The organism is Demequina sp. NBRC 110051 (assembly GCF_002090055.1).
Lineage (GTDB): Bacteria > Actinomycetota > Actinomycetes > Actinomycetales > Demequinaceae > Demequina.
In genome coordinates, this window is record NZ_BBRH01000014.1 from 129,915 (window position 1) to 152,170 (window position 22,256).

General features: G+C 68.6%; 19 protein-coding genes. 10 read left to right on the forward strand and 9 right to left on the reverse strand.

Translation table 11 applies throughout. From position 1 onward, the window contains the following. Positions 1 to 38: 38 nt before the first annotated feature. Entirely contained in the window at positions 39 to 2,282 is a 2,244-nt protein-coding gene (locus B7K20_RS08950) for a glycoside hydrolase family 3 N-terminal domain-containing protein (protein WP_234985784.1), read from the forward strand. 8 nt (positions 2,283 to 2,290) lie between these two features. Next, positions 2,291 to 3,529 carry an MFS transporter gene (locus tag B7K20_RS08955; RefSeq protein WP_084102177.1) on the forward strand — a complete coding sequence of 413 codons (1,239 nt, stop codon included), beginning with the start codon at positions 2,291 to 2,293 and terminating at the stop codon, positions 3,527 to 3,529. Between the two features lie 208 nt (positions 3,530 to 3,737). On the opposite strand, the gene B7K20_RS08960 is transcribed toward B7K20_RS08955, so the two are convergent. The 7 genes from B7K20_RS08960 to B7K20_RS13460 form a co-directional block, all read right to left on the reverse strand. Then, a complete protein-coding gene (locus B7K20_RS08960; protein ID WP_084102178.1) occupies positions 3,738 to 8,852 on the reverse strand; it encodes a LamG-like jellyroll fold domain-containing protein in 5,115 nt (1,704 codons plus the stop codon). Between the two features lie 112 nt (positions 8,853 to 8,964). Continuing rightward, a complete protein-coding gene (locus tag B7K20_RS08965; RefSeq protein WP_084102179.1) occupies positions 8,965 to 10,911 on the reverse strand; it encodes a glycoside hydrolase family 127 protein in 1,947 nt (648 codons plus the stop codon). A 3-nt stretch (positions 10,912 to 10,914) separates the two neighbouring features. Next, positions 10,915 to 11,742, reverse strand: coding sequence for a carbohydrate ABC transporter permease (locus B7K20_RS08970; protein WP_084102180.1), 828 nt, complete (start codon positions 11,740 to 11,742; stop codon positions 10,915 to 10,917). Beyond that, positions 11,742 to 12,701 carry a carbohydrate ABC transporter permease gene (locus tag B7K20_RS08975; RefSeq protein ID WP_084102181.1) on the reverse strand — a complete coding sequence of 320 codons (960 nt, stop codon included), beginning with the start codon at positions 12,699 to 12,701 and terminating at the stop codon, positions 11,742 to 11,744. The genes B7K20_RS08970 and B7K20_RS08975 overlap by 1 nt, the downstream gene beginning before the upstream one ends. Positions 12,702 to 12,782: 81 nt before the next feature. Next, a complete protein-coding gene (locus tag B7K20_RS08980) occupies positions 12,783 to 14,063 on the reverse strand; it encodes an extracellular solute-binding protein (RefSeq protein ID WP_084102182.1) in 1,281 nt (426 codons plus the stop codon). A gap of 43 nt (positions 14,064 to 14,106) precedes the next feature. Then, positions 14,107 to 15,198, reverse strand: a complete 1,092-nt coding sequence (locus B7K20_RS08985; protein ID WP_371327881.1) for a LacI family DNA-binding transcriptional regulator — start codon at positions 15,196 to 15,198, stop codon at positions 14,107 to 14,109. A 122-nt stretch (positions 15,199 to 15,320) separates the two neighbouring features. Next, positions 15,321 to 15,506, reverse strand: a complete 186-nt coding sequence (locus B7K20_RS13460; protein WP_371327880.1) for a hypothetical protein — start codon at positions 15,504 to 15,506, stop codon at positions 15,321 to 15,323. On the opposite strand from B7K20_RS13460, the gene B7K20_RS08990 reads away from it, so the two are divergent. Further along, positions 15,430 to 16,254, forward strand: a complete 825-nt coding sequence (locus tag B7K20_RS08990; protein ID WP_304441311.1) for a fructosamine kinase family protein — start codon at positions 15,430 to 15,432, stop codon at positions 16,252 to 16,254. The two genes, B7K20_RS13460 and B7K20_RS08990, sit on opposite strands and share 77 nt — an antisense overlap. 6 nt (positions 16,255 to 16,260) lie before the next feature. On the opposite strand, the gene B7K20_RS08995 is transcribed toward B7K20_RS08990, so the two are convergent. Further along, positions 16,261 to 16,728, reverse strand: a complete 468-nt coding sequence (locus tag B7K20_RS08995; RefSeq protein WP_084102185.1) for a MarR family winged helix-turn-helix transcriptional regulator — start codon at positions 16,726 to 16,728, stop codon at positions 16,261 to 16,263. Between the two features lie 85 nt (positions 16,729 to 16,813). Between B7K20_RS08995 and B7K20_RS09000 the strand changes: the two genes are divergently transcribed. Beyond that, positions 16,814 to 17,434: an NAD(P)H-dependent oxidoreductase gene (locus tag B7K20_RS09000; protein ID WP_084102186.1), complete on the forward strand. Its 621-nt coding sequence runs from the start codon at positions 16,814 to 16,816 to the stop codon at positions 17,432 to 17,434. A 6-nt stretch (positions 17,435 to 17,440) separates the two neighbouring features. On the opposite strand, the gene B7K20_RS09005 is transcribed toward B7K20_RS09000, so the two are convergent. Beyond that, positions 17,441 to 18,085, reverse strand: a complete 645-nt coding sequence (locus tag B7K20_RS09005; protein ID WP_084102187.1) for an MBL fold metallo-hydrolase — start codon at positions 18,083 to 18,085, stop codon at positions 17,441 to 17,443. Positions 18,086 to 18,215: 130 nt separating this feature from the next. On the opposite strand from B7K20_RS09005, the gene B7K20_RS09010 reads away from it, so the two are divergent. The 6 genes from B7K20_RS09010 to B7K20_RS09035 all read left to right on the forward strand — a co-directional run bounded on the left by B7K20_RS09010 (position 18,216) and on the right by B7K20_RS09035 (position 22,254). Further along, the gene (locus tag B7K20_RS09010) at positions 18,216 to 19,403 is read left to right on the forward strand and encodes an LLM class flavin-dependent oxidoreductase (RefSeq protein WP_084102188.1); all 1,188 of its coding nucleotides are present in this window, start codon (positions 18,216 to 18,218) and stop codon (positions 19,401 to 19,403) included. A gap of 7 nt (positions 19,404 to 19,410) precedes the next feature. Beyond that, a complete protein-coding gene (locus B7K20_RS09015; RefSeq protein ID WP_084102189.1) occupies positions 19,411 to 19,893 on the forward strand; it encodes a MarR family winged helix-turn-helix transcriptional regulator in 483 nt (160 codons plus the stop codon). After that, positions 19,890 to 20,567 (forward strand): CE1759 family FMN reductase, encoded by a 678-nt coding sequence (locus tag B7K20_RS09020; protein WP_084102190.1) that lies wholly within the window; start codon positions 19,890 to 19,892, stop codon positions 20,565 to 20,567. The genes B7K20_RS09015 and B7K20_RS09020 overlap by 4 nt, the downstream gene beginning before the upstream one ends. A gap of 122 nt (positions 20,568 to 20,689) precedes the next feature. Next, positions 20,690 to 20,968 carry a zf-TFIIB domain-containing protein gene (locus B7K20_RS09025; protein WP_084102191.1) on the forward strand — a complete coding sequence of 93 codons (279 nt, stop codon included), beginning with the start codon at positions 20,690 to 20,692 and terminating at the stop codon, positions 20,966 to 20,968. A 45-nt stretch (positions 20,969 to 21,013) separates the two neighbouring features. Beyond that, on the forward strand, positions 21,014 to 21,319 hold the full coding sequence (locus B7K20_RS09030) for a GNAT family N-acetyltransferase (RefSeq protein ID WP_084102192.1): 306 nt from the start codon (positions 21,014 to 21,016) through the stop codon (positions 21,317 to 21,319). Further along, complete coding sequence (locus B7K20_RS09035; protein WP_084102193.1) at positions 21,316 to 22,254, forward strand: pirin family protein; 939 nt, start codon at positions 21,316 to 21,318, stop codon at positions 22,252 to 22,254. Before B7K20_RS09030 ends, B7K20_RS09035 begins: the two co-directional genes overlap by 4 nt. Positions 22,255 to 22,256 lie beyond the last annotated feature (2 nt).

Here is a 22,256-nt window from a genome sequence, read left to right on the forward strand (position 1 = left end):
ACAGTGGGCCACATCGGCCCTATCGAAAGGATTCGTGCGTGACCACCGTCGCTTACCTCGACCCCTCCCTGACGACTCGCGAGCGCGTTGCCGACCTCCTCGGTCGCATGACGCTGCCCGAAAAGGTCGGGCAGATGATCCAAATGCACACGTACTCCGGCGTCCCCCACCTGATCGAGGAAATGCACGTCGGCTCGATCCTGCACGCCTCGCCCGAACGCCTGGCCGAGGCCCACGAGTTGAACTCCCGCACGCGCCTCGCGATCCCGCTGCTGGTGGGCGAGGATTGCATTCACGGTCACTCCTTCTTCGAGGGCGCCGAGATCTACCCCACCCAACTGGGCATGGCGGCGTCGTTCGATCCCGCCCTGCTCGAGCGTGTGGCCCGCGCCACCGCCGTCGAGGTCGCCGCCACCGGCATCCACTGGACCTTCTCCCCCGTCCTCTGCATCGCCCGCGACCTGCGCTGGGGCCGCGTGTCCGAGACCTTCGGCGAGGACCCGTACCTCCTGGGCGAACTCGGTGCTGCGATGGTGCGCGGCTATCAAGGCGACGGGCTATCCGATCCCACCGCCGTGCTCGCGACCTCCAAGCACTTCGCCGGGTACTCCGAGACCCAGGGCGGACGCGACGCCTCCGAGGCGGACATCTCGCGGCGCAAGCTCCGCTCGTGGTACCTGCCCGCCTTCGAGCGCGTGGCACGCGAGGGCTCCGCCACCTTCATGTTGGGCTACCAGGCCACCGATGGCGTGCCCATCACCATCAACAAGTGGCTCCTCAACGACGTGCTGCGCGGCGAGTGGGGCTACACCGGCACCCTCATCACCGACTGGGACAACGTCGGCAACCTGGTACGCGAGCAGCGCCTGTTTCCCGACTATGCCGAGGCATCGGCCGCCGCCGTCAACGCCGGCAACGACATGATCATGACCACGCCCGCGTTCTTCCAGGGCGCGCAGGACGCGGTCGCCCAGGGGCTGCTCGACGAGTCCCGCATCGACGAGGCCGTGTCGCGCATCCTCACCCTGAAGTTTGACCTGGGCCTCTTCGAGGACCCGCGCCTGCCCAACGTGGAGCGCCAGCGCGAGGTCATCGCCGCGCCCGCGCACCGGGAACTGAACCTCGAGGTGGCGCGGCGCTCGCTGGTGCTGCTCGAGAACGACGGCACGCTTCCGCTGGCCGACGACCGCCCGCTGAGGCTGGCCGTCGTGGGCCCCAACGCCGACGACCCGCACACCACGCTGGGCGACTGGGCCGGCGCCTCCGGCCAGGCCGACTGGCTCATGCATGGCCACCCGCGCCACATGATCACGACGGTGCTCGACGGCGTGCGGGCGGTCGCACCGGCCGGCTCGGAGGTGACCTATGCGAAGGGCGCCGAGATCATCACCACCGGCCCCGACCCCAAGGGCGCCTTCTTCCCCGACGGCCAGCCGCGCCCGCACATCGCGTTCCCGGTCGAGCCCGACCAGTCGATGATCGACGAGGCCGTCGCCGCCGCCCAGGGGGCCGATGCTGTGGTCGCCGTCCTCGGCGACCGCATCGAACTCGTCGGCGAGGGCAAGTCGACCGCCACGCTCGAGCTGCTGGGCGGGCAGGTGGCCCTACTCGACGCCCTGGTGGAGACCGGCACGCCGGTCGTGTTGGTGGTGCTCGCGTCCAAGCCTCACGTGCTCCCGCCATCCGCGTCGCGAGCGGCGGCTGTCGTGTGGGCGGCCAACCCGGGCATGGCGGGCGGGCGCGCTCTCGCCGAGTTGTTGTTCGGTGCCATCGAGCCCTCGGGACGCCTGCCAATCTCGTGGCCGCGTCATGTGGGCCAGCAGCCCACGTTCTACAACCAGATCGACGCGCAACACGGCTACCGCTATGCGGACCTGACGCAGGAGCCGCAGTGGGTATTCGGCGACGGGCTGTCGTATTCGAGCGTCGAGTACGCCGACCTGACGGTCGCGGAGGCCTCTGTGGCCGCCGATGGCGTGGTGCACGCCTCGGTCACCGTCACCAACACCGGCGACAGGCCCGTCCTCGAGACCCTCCAGGGGTACGTGCGCGACAACGTGACGTCGGCGACCTGGGCGGACCGCGAGCTGAAGGCGGCGGCACACGTGGCCCTCGCGCCTGGCGAATCCGCCTCCGTGTCACTCGAAGTCGCCGCGATCGCGTGCTCTATCGTGAATGCCGCCGGTGAGCGCGTGGTCGAGCCAGGAGAGTTCACCCTGCTGGTGGGCCCGACGTCGCGACTGACTGACCTGCTCGCGGCTCCCTTCACGATCACCGGCTAGGAGTCCTCGTGGCAACGTCCCCGCTCGCCCCCGTCGCGCCGCACCTGCGCCGCGCACGCGTCGGCGTCGCGCTGATCTTCTTCACCAACGGCATCGTGCTGGGCGGCTTCGCCCCGCGCGTGCCAGAGATCCGCGCCAACCTGGGCATCTCGTACGGCACGCTGGGCGTCGCGATGGCGATGTGGTCCATCGGAGCCCTCGCGCTTGGGCTGTTCGCGGCGAACCTCATCCGTCGGTTCGGTTCGGGCAAGGTTGCGACCCTCACCATGCTGGCCTCGGCGGGCGCCATGCTCGCCGCGGGCGCCGCGCCCAACGTGTGGCTGTTCGGTGCGGCGCTGTTCCTGGTGGGCGTCACCGACGCATGGGTCGACGTGGCGCAGAACGCGCACGGCCTGCAGGTCCAGAAGCTCTACAAGCGATCGATCCTCAACGCCTTCCATGGCCTGTGGTCCATCGGGGCCGTCGCCGGCGGCCTGATCGGTGGACTCTTCGCCGGGTTGGGCTGGGCCGTTCCATGGCAGTTCGCCCTGTCGCTCGTGATTGTCATCATCGTCAACCTCGTCGCGTATCCGATGCTCCTGCCCAAGGACGCGGCCGCCGAGGCCGAGGTCGACGAGGCCGCGGCCGAGTCCGCGGTGCCGCAGCACACGCCGCTGCGGAAGATCCCGCTGCGCACCTGGGGCGTGCTGCTGGCACTCACCATCATCGCGATCGGTGGCGGCTGGGCTGAGGACGCCGCGGCGACGTGGTCGGCCTCCTACATGCAGGACGAGCTGCTCGCCGGCGCGGGCCTCGCGGCCTTCGCGTTTATCGCCATGCAGGGCTCCCAGTTCATCGGCCGCATGGTCGGCGACGGCATGGTCGACCGCTGGGGTCAGCGTGCGGTGGCGCGCTTCGGCGGCCTGCTCGTGGCAGTGGGCATGGGCCTCGCGCTTGCGTTCCAGTCGCCGTGGGGCACCATCGCCGGGTTCGGCGCGGCGGGCTTTGGCGTTGCGACGCTGATTCCCGGCGCGATGCACGCCGCAGACGAGATCCCTGGCCTACGCGAGGGCACCGGCCTCACGATCCTGTCGTGGCTGCTGCGCCTCGCCTTCCTGATGTCGCCGCCGGTCGTGGGCTGGATCGCGGACGCGACATCGCTGCGGGTGGGGCTCTCCCTGGTGCCGGTCTTCGGCGTGCTGGTGGTGCTGCTCGCCGGCGTCATGGCGCCGCGCAAGGCGAGCGGAGCGGTGACCGCTGCGGCCTGAGCACGTGAGACAACGCGCGGATTCCCCCTCGATGGCCAAGGTCGGGCGCGAGCATGCCGCTCGCGCCCGACCCCGGTCACTCACGCGAGTCAAGGAGGAGAGGACTGTCGCCCCGCGTGTGTGATGGTGAGGCTGGCGCGCCGTCCACGCCACGCCCCGACGGCCGGCCCGACCGGGGATGGTGTCCCCCGCCGGGCCGGCCGACAGATCACGGCATCGGGCGCGGCCCGTTGCCCTTGTCATGGCCGTTGCTCTGGCCATTTCCCGTGCCAGGGCCGTTGCCGTTGCCGAACCCGTAGGCATTGCCTTGACCGTTGCCGGCGCCGTATCCCGGCCCCGCCGCACTGGTCACCGCGGCGAGCGGCGACACCGTGATGCGGTCGACGATCGGGGCCGAGTCTGCGCGCAGCCAGCCGTAGTCAGGCCACGTGTCGCTGATGTACGACTCGCCGTCATAGTTCGGCAACTCCTCACCGCGCAGGGCGATCGTGTTGACCCCCTTATCCAGGTCGAGCACCAGGGTGCGTTCCCAGAAGTTGTTCTCGTGGAACGTGGGAACGAACGCGTACCGCTCCTCGTCGGCGCCGTTGACCGAGATGCGCGCGTACCGCACCATCGGGTTCGGGTTGTAATGCGAGGCCGGAGCCTGCTCCGGGTTCGAGAACCGGACCACCACGGCGTGCTGGCCGGCCTTGTCGGCCTGGACGTCGAACGTGAGCGTGTTGGCATTGCCAGGATCACCGCCGATGCCGGAGACGGCCTGGCCGCCCTCGGCAAGGGAGAGGTCGACGACAGTCGCGCTTCCAGTCACTGTCGCGTCCTCCGCCTGGTATTCGACCGTGTCGAGCAGACCCTGCGAAGCACCGATGGTGAGGCTATCCACCACGGCGGGACCGGTCACCACGACCTTGTTGATCCCGCCAGCGAGGTGGACGGCGGCCTGCGTCGCGCGCGACAGGTCGAGCACGTCGTAGCCGTTGATCGCCACCGCGCCGCTGGCCCCGGCATCGGCCGCGACCTCGAGCTGGTGCTCACCGTCGTGGTCGCCGTAGACCCAGAACGTCGCCTGGCCTCCGTCCGTCAGCGTGACCACGCCGGACCCCGACCCCGCCGCGCCGTAGGCGCGGCTGGCCGACGACTCGGCGAGCTCACCCTCGTAGGTGTCCACGGCATCGGCCGCCGCTGTCGTGGCAAGCACGATGCGGTCGATGAGCGCGTCGCCTTGGGTGTGGCGAGCGCCGTCGAGGCTCTGCGCCGCCAAGGTGATGGTGTGCTCACCGGCGGACAGGTTCACCGTCGTGTCGGCGTGATCCCATACGACCCACTTGTACGCCAACGGCAGGTGAATCTCCTGCTCATCGCCGCCGTCGACCCGCACGAAGATGTTCGTGGGGCCCTGATCGGCGACGCTGGCGAACGAGTTGAGCGTCGATGAGAACACCGAGAGGTCGTACTCGCCGTCCTCGGGTACCGCCACATCGAAGGTCAGCTCGAGGTCGGAGTCGGTCCGCAGGCCGCCGATGTTGTAGCCGCCCGAGGTGTAGAACTTCGCCACGTCGCTCGGCGACCCCTCGGGGCCGTTCAAGAAGCGCGGCTCACCGGTGTAGCTCGCATCCTCGGCCTCGTATGAGGCCTCCCACGCGGCGCTCGGCGCACCGTCCGTCGCGTTGCCGGCCGGCGTCACGATGATCTCGTAGGCCGACGACTCGGTGAGTTCGGGCAGCCACTCGGATCCGAACTCCACGGTAGCGGTGGCGTCGGTGACGGGCAGGACGCGCTCGGCCAGCACGGCGGGCTGAGCGGAGTCGCCCAGCTGACCGGTCCAGTCGATTTCCTTGACCCAGACTCGCACCGAGTCGCCGAAGGACTCGGGTACGTCGACGAAGTCGACCGGAGCTGCGCCTTCGCCGCCGCCGATGATCGCGCGTGCCTGCTGGATGTCCTCGTCGAGGGTGGCCACGCCCTGGAGCGTGTAGTTCTCGCCGGGGTTGGGGGGTGTCACCTGCACGGTGTGCCCCGTCATCTGCGAGTAGGCGTGGTAGAGCCACCACTGGCCGTTGCCACGGTTGGACTGCACCGCGGAATCGGACAGGTTGCCGTTGATGTTCCAGAACGCGATCATCGCATCCACCTTGGAGTCCTCGATCGCGGAGATCCACTGGATCATCTGGCCGGGAACCGACGTGTGGTAGTTGAACGCGTACTCGTTGATGTTGAGGGGAAGTTCGGTGCCCTCCCACGCGGTGCCGGCGAACACGTCGGCCTCCCAGCCGCGGAACTCCTCGACGGACTCACGGATGGCCTGAGGGTGAGTCAGCTCGTGCCACGTGACGATGTCGGGGACGGTGCCCTCCTGGACGGTGTGAGCGAGCCAGCCCTCGATCTGAGGCCACAGTTCGATGGCACCAGGACCCGCGACACGCATGTCCGGGAATCGTGCCTTGATGGTCCGGTACGTCTCGTCCCACGCGGCAAAATAGTCAGTGGGATCACTGAGCCACGACGTTCCCGTGAGGCTCCAGGTGCCGGTGCCAAACATGTTGCCGCCGGGCTCGTTGTAGGGCTCGATGACGAGGTTGTCGCGGTATTCCTCCGGAACGTCCTCGATCATGTCGAGCTGGGTGTTCAGCACCTCGCGGTAGCTGGCGAGCCGCTCCTCCTTCGTGGCGTTGGGGGACTCGCTGTCCGGCCACTGATAGGGGAAGCCGCGGTACCAGTCGGTGACGCGCAGGTAGACGTCGCCGTCGGTGGAGTCGGCGAGCATCGGAAGGATCTCGAGAGCGTCCGAACCGGGGTGCTGCGCCCCGTCCTGCGCCTTGGTCGCGACCGTACGGATGTTCATGCCCTCGATGAGATTCTTCGTCGGCATGCCGTCGCCATAGAGGCCATAGAGCAGACCGGAGGCACCGCCCATGAACTCGCCGGTGTCCGTGCCCAGGTCCACGCGCACCTCCCCGCGGTTGACGAGCACGGTCGCGGTAACCGTCTCCCCCGCGGCAATGCCAGTGACGGTGAACTCGCCCGACTGAGCGTAGTCCGCCGGGTCGACGTCCTCCCACTCGACCGCCACATCACGGTCGTAGCCATCGCTGTAGGTCGCGCGCACCGCGGCGGGAAGCTCGGGAGCCTCGCCCACCTTGGTATAGACCTGGATGGCGTCCTCGACGAGACCCATCGCGACGGGCACCTCGTCGACGAGGTCGGCGACCTCGGTGGCCGTCAGCGCCTCGCGGTACAGCACGAAGTCCTCGAAGGCGCCGTCGAAGGCGGGGTCCGGGTAGAAGGACTTGCCCAGGTAGCCGGCCATGGACGCCGACGAGCCGAGCAGGTCTCCCGCCGCGATGGTGCTCGGCGTCGCACTGAGAGCCACACCGTTGACGTAGACGGTGAGCAGATCGGCCTCGGTGTCGAGCGTGACGGTGAGGTTGACCCACTCGCCGGTCTTCAGGGGGCCGTATCCGGTGACCTGGTCCTCGCCGCCGCCGCCGGCGGTCGTGATGGCCGTTCGGATGTCACCGCCGTTGGATGGGGTGAGGAAGAGGTAGCGGTTGGTGCTCGACCCGAGGTCGAAGACGCGCTGCCACGCTCCCCCGCCGGCCCACTTGATGGTGGCCGATGCGGTGATGGAGTCCGCGCCGGTGAGCGCGGCTCCCGGTATGGTGACGTGCGCGCCGCTCAGCTCGAGGGCCGATGCCGTCGCCTCGCCGTCGACGCTCGCGTAGCCGGTACCCACGAGGGTCCCGTCGAGTCCGTTGCCGGTGGCATCAATGATGTTGGCACCGTCGATGCCGTCCATCGTGTAGTGGACGAAGGGCTCGCCGGGGACGGGCTCCGGGATGTCGCCGTCGCCGCCGTCGGACGGGTCGGCGAGGTCGCCGGTCCACGCGAGGGTCTTCACCTGATCGGCGCTCAGGGCGCTGCGGAAGATCTGGAAGTCGTCGATGAGGCCGTCGAACGTGGGGTCCCACGCGAAGGCGGAGCCGCCCAGGCGGCCACCGATGGGGTCGTCTGCGTCGACGAGGTCCGCGACGGTCACGGTGGTCTCGAACGTCGTCGCGAGGGTGCCGTCGATGTAGGTGCGCAATTCATCGGCGTCGTCGTCGAGAGTGAGGGTCACGGTGGACCACTCCTCAGTGGCTAGCGGAGCGTCCGCGTACGCATATCCCGCGGCGGTCACGTCGCTGCCGAGGCCCACGTCGGTGCGGAGCACCCCCTGCGGAGAGACCTCCGGTCCTGTGCTGGGAATCACCGCGGCGAAGGCGTCGCCCGTCGCGCCGAGCCCGTACAGCCAGCCCCAGTCGTGGGTGCCGTCCCAGCGCACCCGCGCCGACACGGTGACGTTGGTGGTACCGGCGACCGCGGACGCGGGGAACGTCACCGAGTCGCCGGCTCCGGAGAGGTCAAGCGCGGCGCCATCGCCGACACCGTCACGCGCGGTGGCGCCGCTGCCCAGCAGGGCGCCGTCGTGGCCGTTGCCCGAGGCATCGGCCACCGTCGTGCCGTCGACATCGTCCATCGTGTAGTGCAGCTCGGCGGCGGGTAGCGCCGCGGGAGTGATGGTCGCGATCTGTTCGGCGGTGAGCGCCGTGTCGTAAACCTGGAAGTCGTCGATGACCCCGCCAAAGAAGCGGTCAAAGCCGAGCGGGGAGCCTCCAATGCGTCCGCCCACGCCGTCGGCGTCGAAGAGGTCCGCTGCCGTCACGTCTGTCACGACGGACCCCACGGCCTCGCCATCAAGATAGGTGGTAACGGTGCCCGCCGCGGTGTCGAGCACCGTCGCGACGGTCACCCACGTGTCGACGGGTACCGCCTCAGATCCGGTGGTCTGCGCCTCGGTGCCAGGACCGGTGAGGCCGATGCCGGCGCGCATGAACGCACCGAAGTCCGCACCCGTACGCGCATTCAGAATCATCCATGCCTGGTCATTGCCGCCGAGGGAAAACACGGGGTCCCAGTCGGTTCCGGCCTCCCACAGGATGCGACTCGTCACCGTCACGGAGCCCGCGCCGTCAAGAACGCTGTTGGGGATCTCGACCACGCCGGCGCCGCTGCCTGCGGCTCCTCCCGGCAGTCGAAGGTAGCCGCCCGCCAGCGCCTCGGCGCCGGTGCCGGCGATAACGCCGTCGAGGGCGGTGTCGTGGGAGTCGGGCACGGTGGTGCCGTCGATGCCATCCATCGTGTATTCGACGATGGGCTCGGGAATCTCGACCGCTGTAGCCGGGATCGGTGCCGTCAGGGTGATCCCTGCCGCGGTGATCCCCACCGCGGCGACGCTCGCGATCGCACGCCGGCTTGCCGGTCGATGCGTCATTGCATCTCGCATGGAGTAGACCTCTCTGTCTCGCTCATGTGCTGTCGACGGCCGCGGCGGGGCCCGCGGCCGTAGTGCCCGGCGTCCGTGGCGCCGGGGTGATGCTGTCGAAGGTGGACGGGTGTCAGGCGGTGGGCAATGCGACGGGCAGGAACACACGCATGGTTCCTGGCTCGCGCTCGGACCACCGGTGATACGGCACCAGCTGAATGTCCTGACCGGCCTCGTGAGAGGCCGATGCTTGAAGGGCACCGTCGTAAGGCACGCGCCCGGTGGGCACGTGCGGGCGGGAAATGGCGGCACCGCGAACGACGGCGCCGTCGTCAGACGCGCGCGGCGGGGCGGCGGGATCGATGCTGACGTTCTCGAGCGCAATCTGGGCGGGCAGGTCGGTCTGCTCGAGGCACAGCACGAAGGGACCACGCTCCACCGCAACCGTCCCACGGACGGCATCGATGCGCGGGTCGGGCCAGCTGAAGCGCGGCTCCACGGGGATCGACAAGACGATGGTGTCCCCGGGCGTGAACACGCGACGGACGTCCCACCAGCCCCCCGCGACGCTCTGTGTGACGCCGTCGGGAGTGGTGCCCGTCGCTCCCTCTGCCCACTGCGGGACGCGGAGTCGCACGGCGATCTGTGTGTCAGGAGCCTCGGTGACGGTCAGCGTTACCTCGCCCTCGCGTGGGTAAGCGGTATCGACGCGCAGAGCGAGCGTGGCGCCCGCGATCTCCACGCGGATGTCGCCAGCCCCATAGAGCAGGACCGATGCCACGTCGTGCTTCACGGCGGCGGCGTACGTTTCGATCGAGGCAAGCGTGCGCGCCATATTGGTGGGGCAGCAGGAGACGTCGAACCACGGTGCGCGCGTGCCGCCCTCGGCCCTCATGTTGACCTCCTCGCGCACCGCCGCCTCCGGCGCCGTACGCAATTGGAGCGGGTTGGCGTAGAAGAAGGCACGGCCATCGGGAGCCTGCGCCGTGGCGATGACGTTGAAGAGCGTGCGTTCGATGAGGTCGATGTGGCGGGCCTGACCGGTCGCCAGGTACAGACGCCACGCGAACATGATCGAGGCGACGCCGGCGCACGTCTCGCAGTACGCGCGATCCGGCGGAAGCTCCCAGTCCTCGCCGAACCCCTCGTCCTGGTGACGCGATCCCATGCCGCCAGTGATGTAGGTGCGGCGTTCGACGGTACGCACCCACTGCTGCTGCAGGACGTCGAGGAGCTCCGCGTCCTCAGTCTCCACCGCCACGTCGACGGCACCCGCGGAAAGGTACAGGGCGCGCACGGCGTGACCACGCAGCGCCTCGGCGTCGCGCACCGGGACGTCGTCTTGGAAGTAGTCGGCGGCGAGCAGGACCCGGACGGGGAGGGTCCCGCGACCGCGGCGGTCGACGAACAGTCTCGCCTGCTCGAGGTACCGGTCGTCGCCGGTGGCGCGCGCGAACTCCGCGAGCGCGACCTCGATCTCGGGATGTCCGCACAGGGTTTGACGACCGTCCTGGCCAAACTCTCGGCAGATGTGGTCGGCGGCTCTCGTGGCGACGCGTGTGAGCGTGTCCTCGCCGTAGGTGCGCAGCCGCGCCACGCCGGCCTGGATCAGGTGACCCATGTTGTAAAGCTCGTGGCCCATGGACATGTCGCTGTAGCGCTGCGGCAACCCGGGGTGGCCGAACGCCGTGCCCAGGTAGCCGTCCTCGTCTTGGGCCGCGGCGACGCGAGCGACGAGTCCGTCGTAGATCCCCGTCAGCGCATCGTTGGGCTCGCGCGCCATCTCCCACGCGAGGCCCTCGAGGAGCTTGTACACCTCAGAGTCCGAGAACTGCCAACCTGGGCGGTCGACGGTCTCCTCGCCGCTAGCGACGCGGTCGAAGTTCTCGAGCCACCCCAGGCGCTCCATCCACGCCACACAGTGGTCGAAGGTGTTCTCGGCATTGGTGCGGATGCGGGTTCCCCAGAAACTGGTCGCGTCCCAGCGGACCTCACCGACGGACGCGCCGCGGCGCGGTCCGCGAGTGGGCACGACGGGACTGGCGCCAGTCGCGGTGGCGGTGTTGTCGGCAGTCGTCATGGATCAGTCCTTCACCGCGCCGGCGGTGACTCCCGCGGCGACGTACTTCTGCGCAAAGACCAGCAGGAATGCTGCGGGGATCGAGGCGACGACGGCGGTGGCCATGATCGCGTTCCACTGCGTGGTGTTGTTGCCGATGTAGTTGTAGATGGACAGCGTGATGGGGATCATGTCGCCGTTGCGTGCCAGGGTCGACGCGAAGATGAAGTCGGACCAGGCCCACAGGAACGCGAACAGCGCGACGGTAAGCGCGGAGTTCCGGCTGAGCGGCATCACAATCGACCGGAACGTGCGCCAAGCGCCCGCGCCATCGATGCGCGCCGCCTGCATGAGCTCCTTGGGCAGGCCACTCATGAAGGCCGAGAACAGCAAGACACCGAAGGGGACCGCGATAGTCGAGTCCGCGAGGATCAGACCCCAGATGCTATTGAGCAGATCCAGGCGCACGTAGATGGCGTAGAAGCCCATGGACATCACGACCGCGGGGATCATCTGCGCCACGAGCAGGATGAAGTTCAACGGGCGACCACCGCGCATACGCAGGATGGCCAGGCCGTAGGCGGCGGGCGCGGCGATCACGATGGTGAGAACAACCGTTCCGAGACCGAGGAGCAGCGAGGTACCCAGGGCCGGGAGTTGCTGCTGGAAGACCGCCTCGTAGCCCTCGAACGTGGGGTTGAGGGGAAGCAGCGACGGCGGGGACTGGCGGAGGTCCTGCGTCTGCGTGAGCGAGACGTTGAACATCCAGTAGACGGGGAACAGCATGAGGACGGTGAAGACCAGCCCGAGGACGGTCTGCCACCACGTCCGACGCTTGTGCTTGGTGTGCATTAGTGGTCCTCCATCCTCTTCTGCATGCGCAGGTAGAAGAACCCAAAGATGAGGGCGATGATGATCAGCAGGTTTCCGATCGCGGCCGCGGGCGAGAAGTCCGGCTGACCGGTGCCGAAGGCCTCGCGGTAGGACCAGATCGCCAGGGTCGTCGTCGCGTTGGCGGGGCCGCCAGTCGTCATGACCCAGATGATGTCGACGACCTTCAGCGTGTACACCAGGCCCAGCAGCAAGGTGATCGCGGAGACGGGACGCAGCAGCGGAAATGTGATGCGGGTGAAGGTCTTCCAGGGGCCCGCGCCATCGAGCGACGAGGCCTCGTACACGTCCTCGGGGATGTTCTGCAGGCCCGAGTAGAGGATGACCAGGTTGAACGGAATGCCCAGCCAGATGTTGGCGATCACGACGGCGGTCATCGCGGTGTCAGGGTCGGTGAGCCAGTTGATCTGGTCCACGCCGAACACCGCGAGGAATGAGTTGATGATGCCGTAGTCGCCGTTGAGCATCCACGCCCAGACGGAGCCAGAGACGATCAGTGGCAGGAGCCACGGCACGAGGAAGAGTGCTCGCAGGACTCCCGACAGGCGGAATTTGTTGCGGAAGAACACGGCCAGGCCCAGGCCGATCGTGTACTGAAAGACCAAGGAGAGGAACACGAACACGAAGGTGTTCCACAACGCTGTCGGGAACAGATCCGACGTCACCACGTCCACGTAATTCTCGAGTCCCACGAACTCGGCGTTGCCCTGGACGAAGGCGCGGATGTTGTAGTCGTGCACCGACAGGTCGATGCTGCGGTACAGCGGGTAAGCGTAGAAAGCGATGAGGTAGGCGATCAGCGGTGCGACAAATCCCACCGCGATGAAAGGCGAACCCTTCGCGGAGCCGCGCCATGCGGCGCGGCGACGCGGTTGCCGCTCGGCGCCGTTAGCGACGCTCGTGTCCTGCGTTGTTGTCATGGTCCTTCCCAACTGAGAGACGGTGCGGGGTGGGGTGTGCCCCCACCCCGCACCGGTGTGTGGCGTGAGTCCTCAGCGGACCTAGCCGAGCTCGGACTGTGCGGCCTCCTGCGCGGCGTCCAGTGCCTCCTGCGAGCTCTGGGCACCGGACATCGCGGCGTTCACCGCGGTCCACAGCTGCTCCGAGATGATCGGGTAGTCGGTACCCAGGTTGTCCGAGGTGCGGCCCTTCGCGGCGCGCACGGCGTCGACCCACACCTCGAGCTCGGGGTGCGCCTCGATGAACTGGTCCTGGCCCTCGGCCGTCGGCGGGATGTAGTACGCGAACGTGTCGGCCGTCTCGACGAAGCCCTCAGGGGTCGTCATGCACTCGATGATCTGGGTGGTCACCGCGTAGCGAGCGGTGTCATCCTGCACGGGTGCCATCACGAACTCGCCGCCGGTCGGAGCCGGGGCGGCGCCGCCGTTCTTCGCGGGCAGGGTGATGTAGCCGGTCTCGAACTCAGCCTCGGCGGCCGAGTTCACCTGCCAGGTGCCGTTCTCGACGAAGCCGAAGTCACCGGTGAGGAACTCCTCCCAGGTGGTGTTCTGCGAGTTCGAAATCACGGTCTGAGGGGCAAGGCCGGAGTCGACCCAGTTGACCCACAGGTCGAGAGCTTCGACGGCCTGGGGCGAGTTGAGCTCGGTCAGGTCGGCGCCTGCGCCCCAGAACCAGGGCAGGAACTGGAACGAGCCCTCTTCGGTGTTGATGCCGGCGAAGGTGATCGCGTTGTGTCCGGCAGCGTCGATCGCCTCGAGCGCCGCGTTGAGCGAGTCCCAGTCGGTGACGGAGGCCGGGTCCACGCCCGCCTCCTCGAGGATCTCGGCGTTGTAGTACAGCGCGAGGGTGTTGGCGCCGATAGGGATGCCGTAGGCGGTGCCGTCCACCACTCCGGCGGCGAGGAGGTTCTCGTCGATCGAGCTGGTGTCGAAGCCCAGCTCGTCCATCGACACGATCGCGCCGGTGTCGGCGAGGGTCGAGACGGCGGGGTTGTCGAGCAGCACGACGTCGGGTGACGTGCCTTCCTGGGCGGACAGCAGTAGCTGGTTGGTGAGGGCCGTCGTGTCGTAAGCGGTGCGCTCGAGCGTCACCCCGGCTTCCTCACCACAGGCCTGGACGCGCCCCTCCCAGTCGGAGCCGGCCTCGTGCTGGGGGTACGGGTCCCACCAGGTGTAGGTGCCGCCAGGGGCCTCGGACGAGGTCTCACCCGAGCTGCTGCCGGTGGCCTCCGGGTCCTCGTCAGACGAGCAGCCCGCGAGCGCGCCGACCGCAACTGCGGCGACGGCGAAGGCCGTGGTCGTGCGTAGGTGCTTGATGTGCATGGTGTTCCTCCTTGAACACGCGCCGCGGGTGCGGCACGAATGGTTAGCCCCGAGGGGCCTTGGTGGGTGCGGCGATGGAGCCGCGGTCGTGAATGACGGGCGGGATCAGTTCGACAGTGTGAGGAGCGGGGGCCTCGTCCCCACCCTCGATGCGGGCCACGAGCTGGCGCACGGCTCGGCGTCCCAATTCGTCCGCGGCACTGTCGATCGCCGAGAACGGAAGTGAGAAGGTCTTGGCGAAGTCGTCGGAGTAACGCCCCACCACGGAAAGATCGACGGGGACGCTGATGCCCCGTGCCAACAGGACCGATGGGAGCGCTGCCGCGGCGGCCTCGTTGTTCAGCAGCAGTCCTGTGGCGCTCGGGTGTGCGTCGAGCAGACGCTTCAGATCGTCGCCGATGCCGGGCTGCTGGGATGCCCCAAAGGACGAGTGCAGCGTGACACCGAGTTCCGCGGCGCGTTCTCGAGCCGCATTCGCCAGGCGCCACACATAGGCACCGCCTCGCTCCACGACGTCCTCGGGTTGCGATACCAGGATCAGCTCCCGGTGACCCAGCTCGTGGAGCGTGTCGACCATCAGTCGTCCCGATGCCACGAAGTCGAGGTCGAAGACGTCGAAGCCGTCGGGATCGCCAGGGAGTCCCACCATCGCGCCGGGCTGCGGCGCCTTGCCGAGGACTGCGAGGCGCTCGTCTTCCTCCGAGACGTTGAGCAGCACGAAACCGTCGACCTGGCGCGACGACGACAGGCGCTGCAACGCGTGGACGCCGTCTTCTTCCGACACCAGCAGCGTGTCGTAGCCCAGCTCACGGGCTCCATTCGTCACGCCGAGGATGTATTGCAGCATGGCGGGGGCGAACTCGTCGTCGAGGAACCGGGCCAAGAGCGCAATCACCTTGGTTTGCGACGTCGACAAGGCACGGGCGCCCGCGTTGGGCACGTACCCCAGCTCCTGGACAGCATCGATGACGCGCTGCTTGACCGCGGGAGAAATGGAGCGCTTGCCGGTCAGTGCGTATGACGCAGTGCTGCGTGACACCCCTGCCGCCTTCGCGACATCTCCAATCGTGACCACTTCGTCACCCTCCTCTGCGACATCACTGTCGAACCGGTTCGAGTCGTACCGGTTCGACACTAAGGGCATGTGAACGCTCAACTCAAACGGCGAGGGGCGACCGTAACCATTTCGTGATCTTTCGTGTCGAACGCGCTGTCGAACGGAGATCTTTCGGGCCTACTGGCCAGCCCCTCGAGTGCTCAGGAAGGCAGCGTCACCCCGTGCGCGCGCCCATCACGAGCGAACACGGGAATCACGTCTAGCGGCGCCGCGGCAGGCGCCATCGTGCCGCCCTCGTGCACCTCGCCCGTGGCAATTTCGGTCCACCGGGCGCCCGCAGGTAGGTCCACGGCGCGGGCCCCATGCGAGGCTGGGACGATGGACACGTTCGTCAAGCGCCGGGAGGATGCCCCGGCGGGGTTTTTCGAGGCCGAGGCGGCGGGACTCAGGTGGCTCGCGGCCGCGGGCGGCGCGCGGGTGGTCGAGGTGGTCGACGCCTCCCCCGACGAGATCAGGCTGGCCCGTGTGAACAGGACAATGCTGACGGCCGATGCCGCACGCACCCTGGGCCGCAACCTCGCCACGACGCATGCTGCTGGGGCCGCGGCGTTTGGCGCGGGGCCCGTTGCGTACGACGGCCCGCTGTACATCGGCAGCCGCGAGATGCCGCGGATCGAGTCGGCGTCGTGGGGCGAGATGTACGCGCGCGGCCGCGTGGAACCCTTCCTCGCGCCCGCCGTCGCCGCCGGGCACCTGATGCGCGACGAGGCCGACCTCGTGCGCCGTGCCTGTGATCTGATCGCCGCAGCCCGGTTCGACGACGCCGCTCCCCCGGCACGCATTCATGGCGACCTGTGGGCGGGAAACGTTCTCGCCGATGCCGACGGAGCGATCCTGATCGACCCTGCCGCGCACGGGGGTCATGCGGAGACCGACCTCGCGATGCTTCAACTTTTTGGGCTGCCACACCTCGACGCGGTCATCCGCGGCTACCAGGACGCGGCGCCACTACGCGACGGCTGGCAAGATCGGGTGCCGATGCATCAGCTCCACCCGCTCGCCGTCCACGCGGCCGGGCACGGGCGCGCGTACGGCATCGAACTCGCAGCGGCGGCTCAGGCGACGCTGGGCTGAGCCGGGTCAGCGCGGCCCCGACCGGCCGGCCGTTGCCTCCTGTACTGCGGCGACCATCGCGTAGAGCCCCTCAACCATGGACTCGGCACGCTCGGGCTCGCGCTGTGCGAACGCCGCGATCTCCGAATGCAACAGCGCCGCGTCACCCGCATCGACCACGGCACGGCCCGCCTCGGTGAGTGTCACGACCCGCTCGCGGCGAGACGACGGCGACGGCGCCGTGACGGCGAGCCCGGCGGAGCGGGCCCCGTCGAGGAGGCGGCTGACCGTGCCCTTGGTGAGACCCAGGCGGTCCGCGATCGCCTGCTGACTGACGGCCGCGTCGCGCGCATGGAGGACGCTGAGCACCATGTAGAGCCCAAGCGACACCCCCGTCTCCCGCGACACGATCGCCTCCGCGTGGCGCTCCATCATCGTCGCGGCCTTGCGTAGCGCGAACCACAGCGCCTCGGGTCCCGTCAGTTCATGTGCCATGACACTGGTCTACCAGACAACCGTTTGACACTCAACCATTCTGATGAGATAGTTGAGTATCAAACCTTTAGCCCAGGAGGCCGTCATGAATACCCTCATCGTCTTCGATCACCCGCACATCCGCACCGCTTCCGAGAATGTTCCGCACCAGCGCAGCTTCACCGCGGCGATGGCGGCCGCAGCCGAGCGCGAGCTTGGCCAGTCCGGCCACAGGGTCGACCCCATCGACCTTCACGCGGACGGCTTCAACCCCGTCATGAGCGCAGAGGATCTCACCGCGTGGCGCACGCAGCGAGTCGTCGACCCCCAGGTGGCCGACTATCAGCGCCGTGTCCTCGCGGCCGACTCCATCGTGTTCGCGTTCCCCATCTCGTGGGAGTCGATGCCAGCCCTGACCAAGGGCTTCCTCGACCGGGTGCTCACCAAGGGCATCGTGTACAGCGAGGTCAAGAAGGGTCGCCCGTTCGTCAACCACTTCGAGCAGCTTCAAGGCGTGACCGCGCTGACCGTCATGAGCACGCCGCAATGGATCTACCGCACCGTCTTCGGCAGCCCGCTCACCAAGATGATGTTCCGCGGCGCGTTCCGCAAGATGGGCGTCAAGAACCTGAAATGGATCAACGAGTCCGACCCCGCGGGCCGCACCCTCGAGCAGCGCGAGCGCGCCCTGGCGGGCATCGAGCGCCGCTTCGCACGGGCGGCGTAGGCCGCGTCAGACCTCGGTCGACTCCCCCGCGCGCAGGCGTTCGACGTCGACCGGCGACAGCATCCCAGAACTCAGCCACCGGTCGGTCGCGGAGAGTCCGACCTCGGACAGCATCATGTCGTGGATCATCACGGCACGGCGCGGCTGGATGGCCCGCAGCTGCTCGACAGCATGGGCCAGAATCGCCCACGGACCAGACACCCCGACGAGCAGCATGTCGACCTCGACCGCCGGCACGGTGTACGAGTCACCGGGGTGGAACACGCGCCCGCCGATCATGAAGGCGACGTGCTCCGGCAGCGGAATCTCGGGGTGAATCGACGCGTGAGGGGCGGGAAACACCTCGACCGAGATACCACCCGCGTCGATGTTTTGGCCCGCCTCGGCGACATGGACGCGATCCTCGAAGTCCCCCAGCCATACCGCCACGGCCTCGCGCGGCCCCCACACGCGTAGGTTCGGGTTGGCCGCGAGCGCCTCGCCCACAGCGGCGACGTCGACGTGGTCAGGGTGACCGTGGGTCATGAGCACCGCATCCGTGCGAGCCAACAGCTCGGCCGCGTTCGGTGTGTAGCTGCCTGGGTCAACCAGCAGGTGGCCAGTTTCATCGTCGATCTCGATGGTCGCGTGCGCGTGCTTAGTGAGGATCACCTCGTCAGGCTACGCCCGTGCGTGCGCCGGCCGGCCGATCACGGGGAATCCTCCACGGCCCCTCGCGTTATTACATGCAAACGCATATATTGGGCCTCAGGTCCTAGCCCTCACACCCCAGGAGCACATCATGCAGTTCGGCATCATGTCCGTCTCGGACATCACCCGCGACCCCGTCAACGACTACACGCCCTCCGAGGCCGAGCGCATCCGCGACCTGGTCCGCATCGCCAAGAAGACCGAGGAGGTGGGCCTCGACGTCGTCGCCGTCGGCGAGCACCACAACCCGCCGTTCTTCTCCTCCTCACCGACGACCCTCCTGGCGAGCATCGCCGCGCAGACCGAGCGCCTCACGGTGACGACGAGCACCACGCTCATCACCACCAACGACCCCGTCCGCATCGCCGAGGAGTACGCGATGCTTCAGCACCTCTCGGGCGGGCGCATGGACCTCATGCTGGGGCGCGGCAACACCGGCCCCGTCTACCCGTGGTTCGGCCAGGACATCCGCCAAGGCCTGCCGCTCGCGCTCGAGAACTACAACCTGCTGCACCGCCTGTGGCGCGAGGACGTCGTGGACTGGGAGGGCTCGTTCCGCACTCCCCTGCAGGGCTTCACCTCCACCCCGCGCCCGCTGGACGACGTGCCGCCCTTTGTGTGGCACGGCTCGATCCGCACCCCGGAGATCGCCGAGCAGGCCGCCTACTACGGCAACGGCTTCTTCGCGAACCACATCTTCTGGCCCAAGGAGCACACCAAGCGGATGGTGCAGTTCTACCGTCAGCGCTTTGAGCACTACGGCCACGGCACCGCCAAGCAGGCGATCGTGGGCCTGGGCGGTCAGACCTTCATCGGCAAGACCAGCCAGGAGGCCCGCGACCGCTTCCGCCCCTACTTCGACAACGCCCCCGTGTACGGCCACGGCCCCACGCTCGAAGACTTCTCGACCATGACCCCGCTCGCGGTCGGCTCGGTCCAGGAGGTCATCGACAAGATCATGGGCTTCCGCGAGTACGTGGGCGACTACCAGCGCCAGCTGTTCCTCATCGACCACGCAGGCCTTCCCACCGACATGGTACTCGAGCAGCTGGACCTGCTGGGCGGCGAGGTGGTCCCGGTCCTGCGCAAGGAGCTCGAGTCCAAGCGCGACCCCGAGGTGGCGGCCAACCCGCCCAGCCACACCGACCTCGTCAAGGCCAAGTACGGCGACGCCGAGCCGCGCCAGCCGCGCCCCAACGCCAACCGCGGCGACAACGTCACCGGAGCCAGTCCGTACCAGGACTCCGAGGGCGCCGAAGCCGTCTACCCCACCCTGTGAGGCGACCATGACCGCCAGCCCGGCCACGGCATCGGCCACCCGTACGCGCACCAGGCTCGCCAACGAGTCCTGGGAGGCGGCCCTTCGAGCCCACGCCGTCCTCATGCGCCGCTTCGCGGAGCAGGACGTGTGGGAGGGGCTGTCGATGCGGGAGTACGACGTGCTCTACACCCTCGCGAAGGCGGACCACCCGCTGCGCCTGCGTGACCTGGGCGAGGGCGTGCTGCTCAGCCAGCCGGCCCTCAGCCGCCTGGTGGACCGCCTGGTGCAGCGGGGCCTCGTGTTCCGCTGCACCAATCCGGACGACGCCCGCGCGCACCAGCTCTCGCTCACCGACGAGGGCCGCGCCCTCCAGCGCACGGTGGGCCGCGCGCACGGCGCCGCCGTCGCCGAGTCCATCACCACGGCCCTCACCGACGACGAGATGCGCCTCCTCGAGGCCCTCTCACTGAAACTTGCCACCGCACCAACATCACAGGAGCCGTCATGACTCACGACCCGTTCCGCCTTGTCGTCGTCTCCGCTGGCGCCTCGGACCCCTCGTCCACGCACCTCTTGGCCGACCGCACCGCACAGCGCGCCATCGCGCTGGCCCGCGAGCACGGCCGCGACGTCCAGCTGAGTGTCATCCAGGTCCGAGAGCTGCTGCCGGAGCTCCCGCAGGCCCTGTCCAGCCAGTTCATGGGTCCCAAGTTCCGCGCCGCGATCGACACTCTCGTGGCCGCGGACGGCATCATCGCGGCCGCCCCCGTGTACAAGGCCGGCGCCTCCGCGGCGTTCACCGGGTTCTTCCAGGTGCTCGACAACGACCTGCTCATCGGCAAGCCCGTCATCCTCGCCGCGACCGCCGGCACGTCCCGGCACGCGCTCGTGGTGGACGAGGAGATGCGCTCGCTGTTCGCCTACCTGCGCACCCTGCCCGTCCCCACGGGGCTGTTTGCCGCGCCAGAGGACTTCTCCTCGACCGCGCTGACGCAGCGCATCGACCGCGCGGCCAAGGAGCTGGTGCTGCTCATGGAGTCCGGCTTTGCACGCTCGGTGCGCGAGGACTCGTGGGGCTCGTACCAGCACGAGTACGGCTCCGCCGGCGGCACCGAGGTGGGTGTCAACTTCGACACGGATCTGATGCGCCTGGCCACCGGAGGATCGCATCGTCCCACGTAAACGACGGATGGCCGATGCCGTGGCGGGCCGGGAGCACCCGGCCCGCCTCGCGCGTTGGCTGGGCACGCCGTGGCGCCGCTGGCGCCACGGCACCACGATCCCCTACCCCGAGGAGACCGACCATGAAGTGCCCCGTTGACGACGCCACGCTCATGATGAGCGACCGCCAGGGCGTCGAGATCGACTACTGCCCGCAGTGCCGCGGCGTGTGGCTGGACCGCGGCGAACTCGACAAGATCATCGAGCGCTCCGCGTCGCACGAGGCCCCGGCACAGCAGCAGCGCCGCGTGGCCGACGACCGCTCGCGCCGCTACGACGACTCGTATCGCGGAGACGGCCAGTACTACGGCAAGCGCAAGAAGAAGGAATCCTGGTTGGGCGACCTGCTCGACTTCGGATGACCCGTCGTTAGGCTGGGCGGCATCGACCCCGCACGAGAGGACACCATGACCGAGTCGCAGAACATCCAGGTTTCCAGGGACGATGCCGCCCACCGCTACACGGTGAACGTTGATGGCGAGCCCGCCGGCTTCATCGACTACATCGAGGGCGACGGCACGCTCGCCATGACACACACCGAGGTCTTGGAGCGCTATCAGGGCACCGCGACCGCGCGCACGCTCGCAGGCGAGGCCCTCACCGACGTCGCGAGGCGAGGCCTCGCCGTAATCCCCCTGTGCCCCTACATCGCCCGCTACCTCACTCGCACCGAGGTCGACGACCTGACGGTGCTCTGGCCCGAACGGTCATGACCCGCCCCGGGCCGCGCCTGATACCGCTCGAGGCACGCGAGGTGCCGCTGGGTGGCCTGCGCGCCATGAGCGTCCAGCGCGTCCTGCCCTCGCGCGACCTGCCCACCATCGGCGCCTGGTGCTTCGTGGACCGTTTTGGTCCCCAGCGCGTGACAATGACCGTCGACCCCCACCCCCACACGGGCCTCCAGACCGTCACCTGGCCGCTGACCGGCCGCATCCGCCACCGCGACACCCTGGGCTCGGACACCGTGCTCGACGTGGGCCAACTCAACCTCATGACCGCGGGAGACGGCGTGGCGCATTCGGAGTACTCGCTGGGCGCCGAAGACGACCTGCTCGACGCGCTTCAGCTCTGGATCGCTCTACCCGAGCGCTCGCGCGCTGGCGACGCGGACTTCGAAACCCACACCTTCCTTCCGCGCCTCACCCTGCCCTCCCTGCACGGCGCCGATGCCGTGGTCACCGTGGTCATGGGCGCCTTCGCGGGTACGCGGTCACCGGCCACGACCCACACGCCGCTGGTGGGGGCGCAGGTGTCCCTGACCGCTGGATCCGTTGTCGACCTGCCGCTCGATCCCGCCTGGGAGCACGGCCTCGTTCACGTCGATGGCGACGTCACCGTCGAGTCCGGCGAGATCACCATGCCCGAACGAGGGTTGATCTACCTAGGCGACCGCCGCGAACGCGTGCGGGTAAGCGCCGCCACCGACGCGACGCTCTTCGTCCTGGGAGGCGAGCCCTTCGCCGAGGACATCGTGATGTGGTGGAACTTCATCGGCCGCACCCACGAGGACATCGCCACGGCACGCGACGACTGGGAGGCGCGCTCGGAGCGGTTCGGAGAGGTTGCCGGCCACGGCGACGTGCGGATCCCCGCTCCCCCGCTGCCGGGAGTGCGACTCACTCCCCGACGCCGCCGCGCCTGGGACTGAGC